The 15165-nt window shown below is 50.8% G+C and carries 16 protein-coding genes; 11 read left to right on the top strand and 5 right to left on the bottom strand.

From position 1 onward, the window contains the following. The first annotated feature begins 77 nt into the window (after positions 1-77). Positions 78-734 (top strand): undecaprenyl diphosphate synthase family protein, encoded by a 657-nt coding sequence (locus TY09_RS04670; RefSeq protein ID WP_035316764.1) that lies wholly within the window; start codon positions 78-80, stop codon positions 732-734. 512 nt (positions 735-1246) lie between these two features. On the opposite strand, the gene TY09_RS04665 is transcribed toward TY09_RS04670, so the two are convergent. Next, positions 1247-3481 carry an ATP-dependent helicase gene (locus tag TY09_RS04665; RefSeq protein ID WP_074432608.1) on the bottom strand — a complete coding sequence of 745 codons (2235 nt, stop codon included), beginning with the start codon at positions 3479-3481 and terminating at the stop codon, positions 1247-1249. 698 nt (positions 3482-4179) lie between these two features. Further along, the gene (locus TY09_RS04655) at positions 4180-4620 is read right to left on the bottom strand and encodes a hypothetical protein (protein ID WP_242841436.1); all 441 of its coding nucleotides are present in this window, start codon (positions 4618-4620) and stop codon (positions 4180-4182) included. A 273-nt stretch (positions 4621-4893) separates the two neighbouring features. Between TY09_RS04655 and TY09_RS04650 the strand changes: the two genes are divergently transcribed. The 5 genes from TY09_RS04650 to TY09_RS04630 all read left to right on the top strand — a co-directional run bounded on the left by TY09_RS04650 (position 4894) and on the right by TY09_RS04630 (position 7936). Then, positions 4894-5742, top strand: coding sequence for an AraC family transcriptional regulator (locus tag TY09_RS04650; protein ID WP_009062943.1), 849 nt, complete (start codon positions 4894-4896; stop codon positions 5740-5742). Between the two features lie 4 nt (positions 5743-5746). Continuing rightward, the gene (locus tag TY09_RS04645) at positions 5747-6301 is read left to right on the top strand and encodes a DUF1836 domain-containing protein (RefSeq protein ID WP_042431571.1); all 555 of its coding nucleotides are present in this window, start codon (positions 5747-5749) and stop codon (positions 6299-6301) included. Next, positions 6298-6597 carry a hypothetical protein gene (locus tag TY09_RS04640; RefSeq protein ID WP_042431570.1) on the top strand — a complete coding sequence of 100 codons (300 nt, stop codon included), beginning with the start codon at positions 6298-6300 and terminating at the stop codon, positions 6595-6597. The genes TY09_RS04645 and TY09_RS04640 overlap by 4 nt, the downstream gene beginning before the upstream one ends. Positions 6598-6664: 67 nt before the next feature. Next, positions 6665-6991, top strand: a complete 327-nt coding sequence (locus tag TY09_RS04635) for a hypothetical protein (protein ID WP_009063165.1) — start codon at positions 6665-6667, stop codon at positions 6989-6991. A 132-nt stretch (positions 6992-7123) separates the two neighbouring features. Beyond that, positions 7124-7936, top strand: a complete 813-nt coding sequence (locus TY09_RS04630; RefSeq protein ID WP_042431569.1) for an MBL fold metallo-hydrolase — start codon at positions 7124-7126, stop codon at positions 7934-7936. Between the two features lie 402 nt (positions 7937-8338). Here TY09_RS04630 and TY09_RS04625 read toward each other — a convergent pair whose 3' ends face one another. Further along, positions 8339-8515, bottom strand: a complete 177-nt coding sequence (locus tag TY09_RS04625; RefSeq protein ID WP_009062944.1) for a hypothetical protein — start codon at positions 8513-8515, stop codon at positions 8339-8341. 124 nt (positions 8516-8639) lie between these two features. Here TY09_RS04625 and TY09_RS18560 point away from each other — a divergent pair, with 124 nt between their 5' ends. Together TY09_RS18560 and asnB are read left to right on the top strand one after the other, a co-directional pair. Continuing rightward, positions 8640-8813, top strand: coding sequence for a hypothetical protein (locus tag TY09_RS18560; RefSeq protein WP_187119578.1), 174 nt, complete (start codon positions 8640-8642; stop codon positions 8811-8813). 228 nt (positions 8814-9041) lie between these two features. Beyond that, on the top strand, positions 9042-10895 hold the full coding sequence (asnB, locus tag TY09_RS04620; RefSeq protein ID WP_042431568.1) for an asparagine synthase (glutamine-hydrolyzing): 1854 nt from the start codon (positions 9042-9044) through the stop codon (positions 10893-10895). A 102-nt stretch (positions 10896-10997) separates the two neighbouring features. Here asnB and TY09_RS04615 read toward each other — a convergent pair whose 3' ends face one another. Beyond that, a complete protein-coding gene (locus tag TY09_RS04615) occupies positions 10998-11444 on the bottom strand; it encodes a hypothetical protein (protein WP_042431567.1) in 447 nt (148 codons plus the stop codon). Between the two features lie 231 nt (positions 11445-11675). Between TY09_RS04615 and TY09_RS04610 the strand changes: the two genes are divergently transcribed. The 3 genes from TY09_RS04610 to TY09_RS04600 all read left to right on the top strand — a co-directional run bounded on the left by TY09_RS04610 (position 11676) and on the right by TY09_RS04600 (position 14016). Continuing rightward, complete coding sequence (locus TY09_RS04610) at positions 11676-12356, top strand: DUF421 domain-containing protein (RefSeq protein ID WP_042431566.1); 681 nt, start codon at positions 11676-11678, stop codon at positions 12354-12356. Next, a complete protein-coding gene (locus tag TY09_RS04605) occupies positions 12353-12733 on the top strand; it encodes a DUF4363 family protein (protein ID WP_009062995.1) in 381 nt (126 codons plus the stop codon). The genes TY09_RS04610 and TY09_RS04605 overlap by 4 nt, the downstream gene beginning before the upstream one ends. Positions 12734-13224: 491 nt before the next feature. Next, complete coding sequence (locus TY09_RS04600) at positions 13225-14016, top strand: SDR family oxidoreductase (RefSeq protein ID WP_242841435.1); 792 nt, start codon at positions 13225-13227, stop codon at positions 14014-14016. Here the strand turns inward: TY09_RS04600 and TY09_RS04595 are convergent. Beyond that, positions 14013-15011 (bottom strand): LysR family transcriptional regulator, encoded by a 999-nt coding sequence (locus TY09_RS04595; RefSeq protein WP_042431563.1) that lies wholly within the window; start codon positions 15009-15011, stop codon positions 14013-14015. The genes TY09_RS04600 and TY09_RS04595 overlap by 4 nt on opposite strands. Positions 15012-15165 lie beyond the last annotated feature (154 nt).

Raw genomic sequence — 15165 nt, 5'->3', positions numbered from 1 at the left:
ACCTTTCGCGGAGAATAGTTTGCTTTTATTTGTTCAATTATAATGCTATATTTTAGTAGGGGAAAGGGATTTGCAGTATGCGGACGTTTCAAAGATTACCTCAACATATCGGCATTATTCCAGACGGAAACAGGCGATGGGCGCAAAGCAACGGATTGCAGAAGCAGGACGGGTATTCCCACGGAATCAAACCGGGCTTCGAGCTTTACCGGCAATGTGTCGACTTAGGGATCAAAGAAATCACCTTTTACGGATTTACACAGGATAACACGAAGCGCCCCTCGGTGCAGACACAGGCTTTTCAGAAGGCCTGTGTTGACGCGGTTTTAGAGCTTTCTCAGTGCGATGCAAACTTGCTGGTGATCGGGAATACCGACTCCCCGTTGTTTCCGAGCGAGTTGATTCCTTATACCAAGCGCGTCACTTTGGGGCAGGGACTGATCAATGTCAATTTTCTGGTCAATTACGGGTGGGAATGGGATTTGAATCATTCTTTGGAGGACCGCTCTTTGGGGAACAAGAAGCTGAGCCAAAGAATCGCCTCTTCCGATATTTCAAGAATTGACCTGATCATCCGCTGGGGAGATCGAAGGCGATTGAGCGGTTTTCTGCCGGTGCAGTCCATTTACGCCGACTTTTATGTCCTGGATAAAATGTGGCCGGATTTTAGTCCGGATGATTTATACCAGGCGCTGGACTGGTACCAGAATCAGGATGTGACATTGGGAGGATAAACTCTGTCCTTTGGTGAGTGTACAAAATGGTTTGAAATAGGGGGTTCTCAAACGATCTGGCAAAACCCGAATACACTCCGAAGAACCGGCCTCTCATTGATCAAAGGCTGGGGAGGGCGGAAGGAACACTGTTCAAACCCAAGATAAAAATCAAACAGGCCCACCCTCGCCGGTTATCCCGGCAGGGGTGGGCCGTTCTATACGATGCACACTCTTATTCGCTGCACGAATCATAGATACGCATGGCGTCAATGCAAACAGCTTCTTTAAAGCATCCTGTTCCGCGCTCTTCGGACGCAATATTAAAATCTTGAGCCATAAAATGTTCCTCCTAACAGGTTAATTTCCCATGTTCTCTATAACATTTTATGGCTCAGATTCAATTTTGTTACAGGGTAATTATCACAAAGAACAGCGGCATGGACAATATTGCTCCAGCGGCATTTTCCCGTTGTCCCGCCGCGGGCTTTTCCACCCGCTCGGGAAGATCGGTTCCGTCTTTTGCGCGGCGCTTACAGCTTTGTCAGACGGGCAAAATTAGACATCAGCTTTTTGGTGCCGACCTGCTGAAACTCAATCTCCAGCAGATTATCGTTGCCCATGGGCGTGACGGAGAGAATCTGTCCGACGCCAAAGGTCTTGTGTTCCACGCGGTCGCCCGTCTGGTAGCACTGGGTGGATTTCTGTGCGGGGATATCCACGGGGCCGAACTGGCGCGCGGCGTGGATGGAGATCGTGCGGGCTTCATAAGCCGAGGTCGGCAGATCCGTGCCGGGCTCCGGCTTTTTCCACGATCTGGAACGGGTGCGTTCCACAAGCTCCTCCGGAATCTCATTCAAAAAGCGCGACGGCTTATTGCGCGAGGTGGAGCCGAAGATCATGCGGCTTTCCGCGTTCGTTAGGTGCAGCTCCTCGCGGGCACGGGTGATGGCCACATAGGCCAGCCGGCGTTCTTCCTCAATTTCGGAGGGATTGTAGATCGCCTGCATCCCGGGGAAGAGGCCATCCTCCAGACCGGGCAGGAATACCACGGGGAATTCCAGACCCTTTGCGGAGTGCATCGTCATCAGCACCACCTGGTCGGTGTTCGAATCAAGCTGATCGATGTCGGTAAACAGCGAAACTTCCTCCAAAAATCCGGAGAGAGAAGCATCGGGATTCTCTTCCTGATATTTGATCAGGCTGGAAGAAAGCTCGTTGATATTGTCTACGCGGTCCTGCGCGTCATCTTCTTCCGCGCGCAGGGAAGCAATGTAATCGGTCTTTTCCAGAATCAGCTGGTACAGATCATTTAAAGAAACCTCGGAATGGTTCGATGCTTCGATCAGCTCCTGAATCAGGTGAGCGAAGGTCTGCAGCTTTGCCGCGGAACGGCGCAGCGGCTCAAAATCCTCGGCGCTGTTGATCACGTCGAAGAGAAGCATGCCGGTTTCACGCGCAATTTCCACCGCCTGCGCGATCGTCTTTTCACCGATGGAGCGCTTGGGCTGGTTGATGATGCGGCGCAGACGAACCTCGTCCGAGGGGTTGTTGATCACGCTCAGGTATGCCAGCATATCACGGATTTCCTTGCGGTCGTAAAAGCGCACACCGCCGACGATCCGGTAGGGGATACCCGATTTCACCATCATTTTTTCCAGGGAGTTCGACTGTGAGTTCATCCGGTACAAAACGGCAAAGTCAGAGTACTTGCGTCCCTTTGCCACTCCCTCCAGAATATGCGTCGCGACATAATCCGCTTCATCCTGCTCGCTGAACGAGGTGTGCAGGTACAGCGGGCAGCCCTGTGCGTTTTCCGTCCACAGCGATTTTCCCTTGCGCTGGGTATTGTTTTCAATCACAGCGTTGGCCGCGTCCAGAATGTTTTTGGTCGAGCGGTAGTTCTGCTCCAGCCGGATCACTTTCGTGCCCGGGAACGTTTTTTCAAAGCTCAGAATGTTTTCAATGGTTGCGCCGCGGAATTTATAAATGCTCTGGTCGTCATCGCCGACAACGCACAGATTCTTATTTTTCTGCGCCAGCAGCGACACAAACAGATATTGGGCATGGTTAGTGTCCTGGTACTCGTCCACCATGTAGTAGTGGAAGCGGTTCTGGTAGTATTCCAGCACGTCCGGGCAGGCGCGGAACAGCTCGACCGTGTTGAAGATCAGGTCGTCAAAGTCCATCGCATCAGAGGTTTTCAGGCGGTTCTGGTACATCCGGTATGCTTCCGCGATCCGCTTGAGGCGGAAATCATCCCCAGCCCTACCCGCGAATTCCTCCGCGTCTACCAGAGAATCCTTTGCGCGCCCGATTTCACCCAAAACAGATTTGACCGGCAGTTCCTTTTCGTCGATCTGCAGAGCCTTCAGGCAGTCCTTCATCACCCTGCGGGAATCGTCGGTATCGTAAATGGTGAAGTGAGGAGTATATCCCAGTCTGTCCGCATCGCGGCGCAGCATGCGCGCGCAGGTGGAATGGAACGTAGAGGCCCACACCTGACTGCCGTGTTCGCCGAGCATGGCAACCAGGCGGTCTTTCAGTTCGCCCGCCGCTTTGTTCGTGAAGGTGATGGTCATGATCCGGTAAGGGTCGCACCCTTCCTGAATCAGATACGCAACACGGTTGACCAGAACGGTCGTTTTTCCGCTGCCGGCTCCCGCCAAAATCAAAAGAGGTCCATCTTTGTGCCGGATGGCCTCCTGCTGTCTGGGATTCATCTTAGAAAAATTCTGCGCAAGCAGCGATTCATTCTGTATAGACATATTCAATACAATCCTCCTATTTCGTTCCTGTACCGGCGGGAAATCCCGCGCCTTAGCATTCCTTTGGCAATCCCCAAATCGCCGTGGCTGTGCATACTCCTGAAACGGAAGGCACAGAAAAAGGGAGCCTGCCCTTTCATCGGGCCGGTTCCGCCATGGTTTTCGGCAGCCTGCAGGGCGGGAGCTCCGTTTTGCATGCCGGCTGTTTTGGCGCTCTGGCCGATTTCTAAAATTATTATATCATAAAACATCAAGCAAGCTGACAAACATGCAAACCGCAGATCCTGAAATCAGCAAGCTGATGATTCAATGCTCTCTCAGGCAGCCAAAGCTTTGCTTTCGCTCATGCCGTAAGGTTATTATATCATAAATCATCAAAAAGCTTACGAAAATTTTATCTAAATTCTCAGAATCACTCAACTGATGATTCAATGCGCTCTTAGCCGCCAAAGGCATTACTTTTGTTTGCGGCGTAAATTTATTATATCATAAAATTTGAAAGAACGCCCACAAAAAAAGCTGCTCAAGCGGCCGGAACCACAAGGCAGATGATTCAATGCTTTCTCGGGTGTTGAAAGCGCTGCGTTCGTTTACGCTATAATATTCAGTATACTCTATTTTGCAGTGAATAGCAAATCACCGATTCCAAAAAAGCACCCGAGCCTTTCGGCCCGGGTGCCTCCGAAACAGGACCCAAATCAGAATGGGCGGGTGTTCTCCAGCAAACCGGCAGTAGCCCATGTGGAACGGGTGCGGGGAGCCGGAGCAGCGGCAACTGCAAGCGGAGCGGGCTCTGCCAGAGTAACCGACTGAATTGCGGAGGCCGGTACATCGTACAGCGTGTAAGCCGCCGCCGCGATGACAGCCAGAATTTCACCGGTAATTCCCTGCGCAGCCGCAGCTGCCGGAACCGGAGCAGCCATCGGCGCGGGTGCCGGAACGGCAGTCTGCTGGCTCAAAACGGGAGCGGCTGCGGGCGCCGTGGGCGCGGCCTGTGCCTGACGCAATGCCATTTCGCGTTTTTCATTCAATTCATTCAGCTTTTGCAGGGTACCGCGCAAAACGATCAGCACGGCCAGTGCCGCAATTGCTGCGACTGCCGATATTACGGTGAAAATCTGAAGCTGTGTAGCCTCCATCAAAAACATCCCCATTTCTTAATAAGTATTCTGTTCGGGAGGGTGCCGTCATTCGGGCGCATGGCTCGGTTTCAGGCCGATGTCAGGAGGTTGTCCTGTATCCTGACGTAGAATAAAATCCCAATTAAAGTTATTATACCCGATCTTCTGCGTGATTTCAATTCTTTTTCACAGAAAGCAATCACAGCTTTTCGCAAAGTTTATCGTTGCATCCTTAGGTGGCAGGCTTTATAATAAATGTGAAAATCATTCCGGCAGAGGAGGGGCCGTACGGTGGAAAACGAAAAGTTTAAGCGTTCTTTCCGCACTCCTTTTCAGAACAGTCTGGGTCTGGCCGTATACCGCTCCGGATTGCAGCGCTGTGCGCCCGATCATTCCTGGGGTCCGGGAGTCCGCGATCATTATCTGATCCATTATATTCTTTCCGGAAAAGGAACGTTTGACAGCGGAAAACGAAAATACACGCTTTCCGCCGGGGACGGCTTTCTTGTGGTTCCCGGGGTGATCTCTTCATACCAGGCCGATCACAATGAGCCGTGGGAATACTGCTGGGTGGGCTTCAACGGCGCGGATGCCAGCCGCCTTGTCAAAGAGACCGGACTTTCGGAGGAATCGCCGCTGTTCCATTACGATCAAGACAGCGCCATGGAGAATATGCTCAACGACATTTACACCGCAACGGGGCCGAATCCCAGCAACGAGGCCCAGATGACGGCGGCGCTGCTTCGCTTTCTCGCGGCGCTGATGGTGCTGCACGGCGACCACAACTGCCGCAAGGATACCGGCTATGCCTACGTGCAGCGCTCGATCCAGTTTATTGATTTCAACTATTCGCGCGAGGATCTGGATATTACGCAGATCGCGGCCAACGCGGGAATCAGCCGCAGCCACCTGTACCGGCTGTTTTTGCAGCATACGGATATGACCCCGAACGAGTACCTGACCAAATACCGCATCAATAAGGCGGCCGATCTGCTGAAAAACGAGAATCTTTCGGTGGGGGAGGCAGCGTATTCCTCCGGTTTTTCCGATCAGCTGTACTTTTCGCGGGTGTTCCGGAAGCTCAAAGGAGTTCCTCCCAGCAAATTTGCCGAGTCCGCACGAAAGGCGGAGAAGGAGTAATCATATGAACAATGCTTGTGATAAAATACAGGACTGGGTGCAGCAGGTGCAGGAGCACCGCACCGCCGGCTGGGATTCCCTGCCGGAGATTTATCTTTATATGGATCAGGTCATCAATTATATGGAACGCCAGCTGCACCTGTTCGGGCGGGACGACGAAAGCGTGCTGCTGACACCCAGCATGATCAACAACTATGTGAAAGATCGGGTCTTGCCCCGCCCCGATAAGAAAAAGTACAGCCGCGAGCATCTGGCCATGCTGACGGTGGTCTGCCTGTTAAAGCAGGTGCTGTCGATTCAGGATATTTCTTCCGTGCTGAATTATAGCTCTGGGGAGGACTACCAGAAAGAGATTTACGAGAGCTTCCGGATCGCGCAGGAGCGGGAACTGGCCGGAGTCTGCGAACGGGTAGGGCAGGCGGCCGGGCAGGGGGAAGAGGAGCTGCGCACCCTGGCCTGCGCTCTGGCCGTTGAGGCTTCTGCCCGGCGAATCGCCGCGGAACGGATTTTAAGTGAGCTTTCCCGCTCAAAAGAGGAAACGGAGGAGAAACCGTCTTGAAACAGCTAAGTCTTTTAAACCGTATTTCTACGGTGCTGAATTTTATTGTCATCGCCCTTGCCATTTTTTCGTGGCTGGCCAGCGGCTGGAACAATCCGACCGTCATGGCTACTTCTTTTGTCCTGATGTGCGCCTGCTTCTGGGCGTCCACGGCCGTGCTCATCACAGACAGCGTTCGGAGCGGCAGCTACCGGAACAAACATACGCGGGCTTCCTTCATCGTGCGCGATCTGTTCGCGCTGGTGGCTGCATTTTTGCTGACGGTATATACCGTTGTCACCTATTTTGTCGCGTGACAGCCGGACGTACAGCAGGTCAGGAACTTGTGGGATTTTCCGGTATTAAACTTTGTGGAGGTTTCAAATGATCATTGATAATAACCCGAAAGAATTAGAAGCAATGGAAGCATTTCACCGCGGGGACAGACAAGAGGGCTTACGGTTACAGGAAGAGTTTGCTTCGGAGTTTCGGGAAGAGTATAAAAACAAAGATCACTGTCCATGCAAAAAAGCGTGCCGTTATCATGGGAACTGCAAAGAGTGCGTTGCCATTCACAGGGCGCACCAGGAGCATGTTCCCAATTGCATGAGGCCGATGATCAATCAAAAAATCAAGCTGCTGTCAGAACTGACCGAACATACCATTTCCTATGAAATTGAGCCGCCGAAAGAAATATTGAGAAAAGAATAAATTTCTGTTCATCAGGAGATTACGGGCAGAATACATAGAAAGAGTAACGAGGAAGTGATGATATGCCTCCCAAGAACCGTTTTTCCTCTGTGCAAAGATAAGATGGAAATTGTGCAGAGGAGTGTAAAATAAATGAATCGATTAGATATGCCGGACATTACGGGTGATACCATCAGGGCGATGGAGGATATGTCGTTTTTTACCCATTCTCTCATTTTTGACGATTTGCTGATTGTGGCGCAAAAAGAAACGAACTGCTTTGTGCTGAAGACCGAGGATGGGCTGATTGTTATGGATGCCATTTGGCCGGACCAAAGGGCTTTTGACGCCATCGTGAATGCAGTAAAAGAGGTAAAATGGAATCCGGATACCATTCAAAAGCTGGTTTTAACGCATGGCCATGTCGACCATACGGGCTGCGGTAGGTGGTTTGTTGAACAGTATCATGTTGACACATACCTTTCAAAAGAAGATGAGATTTTCTGGAAGGAACATCCGGCAAAGCCGGACAGGCCCGAAACGTGGAAGGACTATGAGATTGACCATTTTCTCAAGGATGGGGATACCATAACCTTAGGGGAAAAGACGATCTATGTCTACAGTACACCCGGTCATACGCCCGGATGCCTTAGTTATATATTCCCTGTAGAAGAAGACGGGGATATCCACATGGCAGCCTTATGGGGCGGCACGACACCTCCATGGGAAAAGGATGGGGTGAATCAATACTTAAAATCATTGGATTATTTCGTTGACGCGGCAATGCGCAAAAATGTGGATGTGGTTTTAAGCAATCACACGGCGATCGACAATGGTTTGGAACGTATCGCATACTCCAGAAAAAGATTATCCTATATGCCTAACATCTATATCATTGGGTCGAACGGAATCCAAAAGTATTTTCAGGTTTTTCGGACAATGAGTGATGAGATTCTCAAAAATTAGGAAGATAATACGAAAAAAGAGTAACAGGGAATTTTCATTCCCTGTTACTCTTTTTATAGTGGGAAAACTCCCGGCTATGCCGGGAGTTCAAAAAAGCTTTAGCGATGAGCAAAAATGTAAGCTAAACCTGATACACAATCCTGTTGACTGCGTTTTCAAAGCAACATAGGGGGCTTCCATGAAATGTGAAGGATTTGGTAGGGAAGGGGCGCAGCCCCCTCCCGTATTGATTCTCTTCTGCACAAAGATTGCTTTCGATTTTCAGTTTGCTTACTGTGCGGGAGGGGGCAGGGGTGAGAAGTACCGTTGCAAGTGTAAGAAACCCCCGAGCGCCTTGAGACGCAGCCAGTAAAACAGGGCTTTGCCCGCATAGGAAGAATCCTCGGCTGTGCCGGGGGGTTACTATTCGCCGCTTGTTTCAATTTTACCGTAAACGGTTTCAAATTCGGAAACACGTTTTTTAATGTATTGTTCAATCTCTTTGTTGGCGGAACGGCCTTCCGATTCTGCAATATAGCGAAACTTTTGAAACAGTATACGATCTACCCGCAGGGTGTATCTCAATACTTTATCTTCCATAGTTCCTCCTTCACTTCACCAATTTGATGTTATTTTGATTCAATTATAGTGAAAATATTGCGTCATGACGAAAATGGTGGTAAAATGGTGAAAATGTGACGAATAAAAGATGGAGGAGAAAGGAATGCCGGATTATAAAACAATGTACTTTAAGATGTTTCACGCTTCAGAGAAAGCTCTTGCTTTGATCCTGACTGTACAGCAGGAATGCGAAGAGCTTTTTATCGCGGATTCCTCGCCCGAACTCAAGGTGATTTCATTTTCGCCAAAAGAAGATGGGACCACAGGTGGAGAATAAAGGATAACCGTTCTGCAAGACTCTCAAGTCAACGGAGAACAGCATCCGGTTCACGATGTCCGGAACATGTCTAAATCTACCGGGGAAGCTTTTCCGTGCATAGTGTTTTTGATGCAGGAGGAAATCCCCTGATGCACGAAACCCCTGAATTTGGTTAACCAGAATAATGTTTCCTCATATTATAGCAAAAGACGAAAAACGATGCTGTTACAGAAATGAGGGAATACTATGTGTGGAATTGCGGGATTTTGCGATTATCACGACACACTAATGGAAGAAGCCCCGCTATGGGGCGCGCTGGCCAAACGGATGGGCAACCGGCTCAGACACCGGGGCCCGGATGACGCCGGAGTACATGTTTCGAGCCATGCGGCCTTTGCCCATGCGCGGCTTGCGGTAGTCGACATTGAGGGCGGAAAACAACCCATGACCCGTGTGCAGGATGGATATCGCTATACGATCACCTACAACGGTGAGCTGTACAATACGGAAGAGCTGCGGCAGGAGCTGCGCCTTTTGGGCTGCCAGTTCCAGTCGCACAGCGACACCGAGGTGCTTCTTTACTGCTATATTCACTTCGGGCCGTTCTGTGCGGAAAAGCTCAACGGAATCTATGCGTTTGCAATCGACGACGAGCGGCGGAACTGCACCTTTTTGTGCCGCGACCGTTTTGGCGTAAAGCCGTTGTTTTATACCACAGTGAACGACCGTCTGGTATTCGGCTCCGAAATGAAGGCTCTGTTCGAGTATCCGGGAATCAATCCCATACTGGACAAAACAAGCCTGTGCGAGCTGTTCGGCCTGGGGCCTGCCAGAACGGCGGGGTGCGGCGTGTTTCAGGGAATCCGGGAGTTAAAGCCCGGCTATTCCGCCGTGTTCAACCGCGAAGGGCTGCGGGCGTATCCGTACTTTGAGCTGGAAAGCTACGAACACCCCGACAGCTACGAAGACACCGTGGTGCGTGTGCGCGAGCTGCTGTCAGATACCGTGAGCCGCCAGCTGGTTTCGGATGTGCCCCTGTGCACCTTTCTTTCCGGCGGGCTGGATTCGAGCATCATCACGGCGCTGGCCGCCGTTCAGTACAAAAAGGAAGGCAGGCTTCTCGACACCTATTCCTTTGACTATAAGAATAACGAAAAGTATTTCAAACCGTCGGCATTCCAGCCGGATGAGGACCGCCCCTGGGTAGACCGTATGGTTGAGGAGTTCGGAACGCAGCACCATTTTTTGGTGTGCGATACCGAAACACTGGCAGATCGCCTGTACGACGCGGTGATCGCGAAGGATCTGCCCGGCATGGCCGATGTGGATTCCTCTCTGCTGCACTTCTGCTCGCAGGTAAAGACAGGCCACGTGGTCGCTTTATCGGGCGAATGCTCCGACGAAATTTTTGGCGGATATCCCTGGTTCCATAAAAAAGAAGCCTTTGAGGGCAAAACCTTCCCATGGTCTCCCGATCTGAGTATCCGCAAGGCGCTGATCAAACCCGAAATTCTCAATGAGCTGGGCCTTGATGAATATGTGGATCGCCGCTATATCGAATCCGTCGAGGCCACGCCGTGCCTTGCAGGCGAAAGTGCCGAGGAGCGCCGCCGCAGAGAGATCAGCTATCTGAACATTCACTGGTTCATGTCTACGCTGCTCGATCGCAAGGATCGCTGCAGCATGGCCAGCGGGCTGGAGGTTCGCGTGCCCTACGCCGATCACCGGCTGGTGCAGTATGTGTTCAATACTCCCTGGGAATACAAAACCCACGGCGGCGTATCAAAGGGGCTGCTACGCGACGCAGCCAAAGACTGGTTGCCCGAAGATATTCTGATGCGCAGGAAAAGCCCTTACCCCAAAACGCACAATCCGTCTTATGAAGCGCTGGTGCGCCACCGCCTGACCAGGATTATTGAGGACCCGGTCGAACCGATCCACCAGCTGATCAACGAAAGCGCCGCAAGGGAGCTGCTGGCCGAAAAATCCGACTACGGCAAGCCGTGGTTCGGGCAGCTGATGGCCGGCCCGCAGCTGATGGCCTATCTGCTTCAGATCAATTTCTGGCTCAAGCGCTACGATATCAGCATTCAGCTCTGACGCAGCCGGCAAAAGCCGCTCCGAAGCGATACGCTTCATAAGGAATAACAGCGGGGTCTGTGGAATCAAGTGATTCCGCAGACCCCGCTCATTGTTGCGGTGTTACAAAGCGCAAATTTCATCTCTGTGCTCAAGCAAAAATTCTCTTTGCCACTCGTACAGCTTGTGCTCGTTTTTCATAATCCATTCGTCAATGGAAGACGATTCATCGATCCATTCACAAGGATAGTTAAAATTCCCAATGAATTGGGGAGACTGATATGCATGGATACCCAGGCAAAACATACGGTATAGCTCTTTCCACGAATCGCCGGATAAATATTGTGCTGTTAATTGTAATTCCCGCATGTCTTCAATTTCATAATAAGTCCATACCCCGCTTCGCAGAGAAGTTCCGAACCATTGAGAGATTGTACTGTATATTCGAAGACAATCGGGAAGATCGTCCTTTCCCATTTGAAGGGTCTCCAGCAGGAAATCAGCATCCACTTGGTAGAAAGCACATATATCTGTTGTTTCAAGTTTTTGATATAATTTTGCAAACTCCATATCGTTCTCCATTGCCGATATAATATAGATATGATCACAGTGTAGCATCCGGCCGGATACAGTGTCAAGCGTTTGCTGTATTCATACCGGCAATCCGGCAGACAAACAGATTTTCAGGAGTGTGCGTGTATATTCAGGTGTTTGAAAGCGAGGCTTTTCCGTCTTTTGGACAAGCCGCGCCGCTGTATAAAACAGGTCTGGAAGGCCAAAATAGATGCCAGGTGATAAAAAATGATCATTTCTTTGATTCGAACTTTTCTGTTGTATATTGTCATCATATTTGCCGTCAGATTGATGGGAAAGCGTCAGATCAGCGAGCTGCAAACGTCAGAGCTGGTGGTGACGCTTCTCATTTCAGACATTGCATCCATCCCGATGCAGAACACAGGCCAGCCCCTAGTCAGCGGGCTGGTGCCTATTTTTACGCTGGTTGCGATTGAAATCATTCTGTCTGTCATGATGCTAAAAAGCGGCCGTTTCCGCAAGGTGATCTGCGGGCGGCCGATCGTTGTGATCAATGACGGAAAAATTCAGCAGAGTGAGCTGCGCCGCCTGCGCATGACGACCGAGGATCTTTTTGAAGACCTGCGTCAGAACAGTATTGTTTCCATTTCAGACGTCGCCTATGCCATTGTGGAAACGAACGGCAAACTGAGCGTGGTCAAAAAGCCCGGTAAGGATTCCGTCACGCCGGATATGCTCCAGCTGGTGGTTCCCGATACCGGAATTGAAACCGTTGTGATCAGCGACGGTGTGATTTCCGAGACCTCCGCCAAGCTGTGCAAAAAATCTGTCGCGTGGGTAGAAGGCGTGTTAAAAGGCAAAAATCTGACCGCCGATCAGGTGTTTTTGATGACCGCAAACACGGCGGGGGATTTTCAAATCATTAAAAAGGAAGGGAAAACACAATGAATCGTATCTGGGCAGCGCTGGCGATTCTGGTGATCCTTTTCGGGGGCAGTATCTGGGGAATGAGAGAGGTGGAGCGCATGACCACCGAGGTTTCCGAAATACTGGTACAGGTTCAGGATACCATGGATGGTGGGGATACCGAGCAATCCAGGGCTCTGATTAAAGATGCGGTCGATACCTGGCACGGTTATCATCATTTGATGTCTTATTTTATTCCCCATGAACGTCTTGAATCAGTCAGCCAAACTCTTTCCACCACACAGTCTTTTTTAAAAAGCGGAACCGAGGATGAAGCGCGGGCAGAGTGCAACCGTGCGCTGAATCAGCTCCACACGTTGATGGATACCGAATTGCCAAATATGAACAATATATTATGACAAGAATTTAGATGTCTTCGTCTTGACAGGCGTCAGAAGCCAAATATTTTATCTGTCTCAGGCTTCAAGGCTCTTCCAGTCGTCGGCAGTCTGCCGACGTTTATGGCGTGAGGTCTTTCATATTGTCAGCCGCCGTACGTCAGAATAGCCGATCTTTCTTATTCTGGAAAAGAGAAGATCAAAATTGAATCGTGTATTTCTGGGGGGCAGCTGCGTCGGCTGTACTCCCATTTGAAAAAACAGGCCCGCCAAATCATTGGCGGGCCTGTTTCTTTTGGCATTGTTTTTCTAAAAGCTTCATATTTCAAAGAGAATAGTTTTATACAGTGTTACGTATTTTACGGCGCATTTTATCCTTGGTATGATAAAGAAGGGAAAACGAATCGATCCGGGCAGCGCGAAACCGCCGAAGATTTCGGGGGCAGATCGGTGGTTTTTGCACGGAGATGTCCAAAGAAACCATGTGAAACCAATACAAAAAGGAGAGATGGATGATGGAACTCGGGCTCAAGGGAAAAGGAGCACTGGTCATGGCTTCCAGCAGCGGGCTGGGGAAAGCGATTGCGCTGGAGCTGTGCCGGGAGGGTGCAAAAGTAATGCTGTTCAGTCCGTTTGAAGAGCAGCTCAGGGAGACGCAGGCCGAAATCGCGAAGGAGACCGGCAATCAGCCGGAATTCTTCACCGGCAGCATCACCAATGCGCAGGATATTGAAAATCTGGTTCAAACCACCGTAGAAAAATGCGGCCCGATCTTTGCTTTGGTCAACAATACGGGCGGCCCAAAGCCCGGTGTGTTCGATGTCTTTTCCGATCAGGACTGGCAGGACGCCTACGAGCTCTGCCTGCTCTCGTACATCCGCACCATCCGCGCGGTTCTGCCTTCCATGCGCCAGAACGGTGCCGGGCGCATTCTTTGCTCGACCTCGTCCTCAGTCAAGGCGGTGCTGGATAATCTGATTCTGTCCAACACCTTCCGCATGGGCGTCATGGGCCTTGCCAAAACGCTTTCGCAGGAGCTGGGCAAGGATCATATTCTCGTCAACGTGATCGGCCCCGGCCGCATCGGCACGGCCAGAATCGATCAGCTCGATGCGATCCGCGCGCAGAAGCAAGGGATCACCGTAGACGAAGTGCAACAGCAGACCTATCAAACCATTCCGATGGGCCGCTACGGCAAGCCCGAGGAATACGGAAAGCTTGCGGCGTTCCTTTGCTCCGAAGCCAATACCTTCATCACCGGGCAGACCGTTCTGGTAGACGGCGGCATGGTCAAGGCTTTTTAAAACTCATTCTGCGTCTCGCTGCTGAACAGCACGCCGGAGTCAGCCTTTTTGGGGGCCAGTGTCTGGTTCTTCATAAAGGCGATCAGCTTTTTCTGCACCTCGCTCGACTGTTTTTTCCGGTAAGAGAGAAAGATGTTCCGCGTGGCAAGCGGATCATCGAGCTGATAAAAAACCACCTTGTCCGTATGCGTCACATATTCAGGAATGGTAGAACGCAGAAACGAAACGCCCCGCCCCTCACAAACCAGGTAATAGGTGGTCATCATCTGAGTCAGGTACAAAGAGGTTTTGGGAACAAAGTCAGCGTTTTTGCAAAGGGCGATGCTCCTCTTATAAATATCATTCCCCGGCGTCAGCATAATGAACTCTTCCTCAGAAAACACCGAAAGGGGAACAGGCGGCTTCTGGTGCCCTTCCTCGCGGCGCAGTAGAAATTCATCGAAGGTGTAGCCGAATTCTTTCAGCCGATCGTTGATTTCGTACTCGGCCGGCACCGCCAGAATGATCTCTTCTGTTGACCACGGTATCGAATTGAGCAGGTTTTTATCGGGGCCTTCCGCCTCCAGAAGAAAATCCAGCTTGCCCTCCAGCAGGCGTTCGGTCAGCATGGGGCTGCTGCCCTCGGAAAAGGTGACGACGACATTGGGGTACTTCTCGCGGAATTCCGCCAGCATGTTGGGCAGCACATAGGTGCAGAAAAACATGGAGCTGCCAATGCGCAGCTGGGTTTCGAGAGAATGAGCCATCGTTTCAAAATGCCGCTGCATTTCTTCTTCAATCGCCATGATCTTCTCTACCTGTTCAATATAGTACTGCCCGGCCTCCGTCAGGCTGATCGGATTGGTGCTGCGGTTAAACAAAGGGGTTTGCAGTTCCTGCTCCGCCTTTTTTACGGCAGAGCTCAGCCAGGGCTGAGAAACATACAGCTTGCGGGCTGCTTTGGAAAAGCTGCGTTCCTGATACACGGCATAAACATATTTCATGTAAGACATCATGGCGCTTCGCTCCTTTGGATCAATCCACAGTGTGGTGGCGGGCGGCAGTACGGCAGAAAGCCGACGGTTTTATTTGTTCCATTATAAAACAAAATACGACAAAGGTATAGTCAATTCACTATAAAATAGTCTGATGCAAGTACAGTGGATTTCT

This window comes from Faecalispora jeddahensis, from assembly GCF_000577335.1.
In the GTDB taxonomy this organism is placed as follows: domain Bacteria; phylum Bacillota; class Clostridia; order Oscillospirales; family Acutalibacteraceae; genus Faecalispora; species Faecalispora jeddahensis.
Note: the sequence above shows the minus strand (reverse complement) of the source record. Positions and strands in the feature narration are given on the sequence as shown.